The sequence below is a fragment of the Endozoicomonas atrinae genome (assembly GCF_001647025.1).
Classification (GTDB): Bacteria; Pseudomonadota; Gammaproteobacteria; order Pseudomonadales; family Endozoicomonadaceae; genus Endozoicomonas; species Endozoicomonas atrinae.
The window spans coordinates 1-1,190 of the sequence record NZ_LUKQ02000588.1; the positions used below are offsets into that span (position 1 = coordinate 1).

At 49.1% G+C, this 1,190-nt stretch carries 2 protein-coding genes; both read right to left on the minus strand.

What is annotated here, in order from left to right; all coding sequences use genetic code 11:
• On the minus strand, positions 1–568 hold a 568-nt coding region (locus AK963_RS29310), incomplete at its 3' end, for a hypothetical protein (RefSeq protein ID WP_202969930.1).
• Complete coding sequence (locus AK963_RS29315; RefSeq protein ID WP_066018765.1) at positions 555–1,085, minus strand: hypothetical protein; 531 nt, start codon at positions 1,083–1,085, stop codon at positions 555–557. The genes AK963_RS29310 and AK963_RS29315, both read right to left, overlap by 14 nt.
• Between the last annotated feature and the right edge of the window lie 105 nt (positions 1,086–1,190).

Genomic DNA, 1,190 nt, shown 5'->3' on the forward strand with positions numbered 1-1,190 from the left:
CGGGATCGAGGCGTATCCGCTCACCGTAGAGTTCATCCGTGTTTTTATTGACCGCAATGTAAAAGGCTCTCGTCAGCTTTGGCTCTGCCAAGTACATATAGCTCTGCATCTGGATATAGTGTTCAGGTTTTGCCTCTTTCACCCCTTTGCTGGTTAAGGTTTTAAAGGACTTCTCGTTGTGGGTTTTCATCTCAATGAGATGCCAGGTTTTCGGAGCCTCGATAAAGCCGAGGCCTACACCATCAAAAGAACCGCCGAAATGACCACGGCAGGCCGTTACCCGAAATTGCTTGCCAGTAGCGGGATCAGTCTCGAAAACTTTGATACCGATACTGCGGAGGTCAGCAATAAACCGTTCCTCTGCGAGGTGCCCGGTTTGAAACAATCTCAATAACTGGCCGCTATGCTTCGTATCCGTACACCAGCGGAAGCTATACCAGAGTTCCCGGTCGCAAGGCCGACCAATGAGGGAGCCGCCGAGGTGAGGCCGGAAGGCGTCACCTTGGTTGTCCTCATAATGCTCGACAATGGCTTTGATGGTGGTTTGGGTAGGCTCAGGGATTTGCATGATTGCCTCCCTTCTCCTTTTCCCGGTTAATGAGCTCGACGATCTTGGGAATGGAAAAAGCATCGTTATTTTGTGCAGCCATTAAGACGTACTTTTTCAACTCCTTGCTCGCACCCGCCTTGGCTAACTTAATGGCTGCACTTTTCCCGATCAGTTTGACTTCACCTTTGTTGAAATTATTAAAGGCTTTCATCCAGTCGAGAATGGCGGTGTAGGAAGGCATTGAATCAATGCGGAGCCTTTTACCCACAATACCGATGAGATACTGAAGCTCACTCTGGTCATCCTTGTTTTTCCACGCATGGTAAAAGGCATGACTTATCCAGTATGCGGCATCAATGTTTTCTGGATTGTTTCTTTCTGCCCATATCTTGCTGACCAACTGTGTCCCACACTGTTCGAGAATTTTCGTGGTAATGGCATCGGTCTCGGACGGGCTAAACGTCAGGTCATAAAACTGCTGTTCCAAGGTATCGAGGCGCATCTTCAGATTTCTGATTTCCTGTTCAGCATCCATGCTATTTCCTCCGGTTAATCCGTCTTGCGATCCGTTGCGCCTTCCGTTTTTTCTTGCGCTCAGTGCCGGTCAGCCTTTTTTTGGTGTAGCGAGCCTTGTCGGCCT

Bases quoted from the DNA above. Each gene is read 5' to 3' on its own strand.
- AK963_RS29315 (WP_066018765.1), bottom strand. From the start codon at position 1,085: ATGGATGCTGAACAGGAAATCAGAAATCTGAAGATGCGCCTCGATACC.